General features: G+C 58.8%; 1 protein-coding gene. It reads right to left on the bottom strand.

All coding sequences use genetic code 11. The features are described 5' to 3' along the window. Positions 1-228: beta-L-arabinofuranosidase domain-containing protein (locus R0J87_RS25550; protein WP_498889813.1), on the bottom strand; the 228-nt coding region annotated here is incomplete at both ends.

Genomic DNA, 228 nt, shown 5'->3' on the forward strand with positions numbered 1-228 from the left:
TGACGCTGGGCCATATTGTTCCACAGCCTCAGGCAGTCCTGACGCTTGCTGTCATCGTGACTTAAACGCGCGAGATGCGCGACGCCGGTCATCAGGTAGACAAAACGTACCGCGTGACCGATGGCGGTTTGCTGTTGCGCAAGGGACAAATGTGCCTGGCTGTAGGCTTTGTCTTTCACCATCCACGCCGGGCCGTAGGTGTGCCAGTGCGATGTCTGCCCGCGCTTT

It is taken from the genome of Halomonas sp. SIMBA_159 (genome assembly GCF_046536035.1).
Classification (GTDB): Bacteria; Pseudomonadota; Gammaproteobacteria; order Pseudomonadales; family Halomonadaceae; genus Vreelandella; species Vreelandella venusta_A.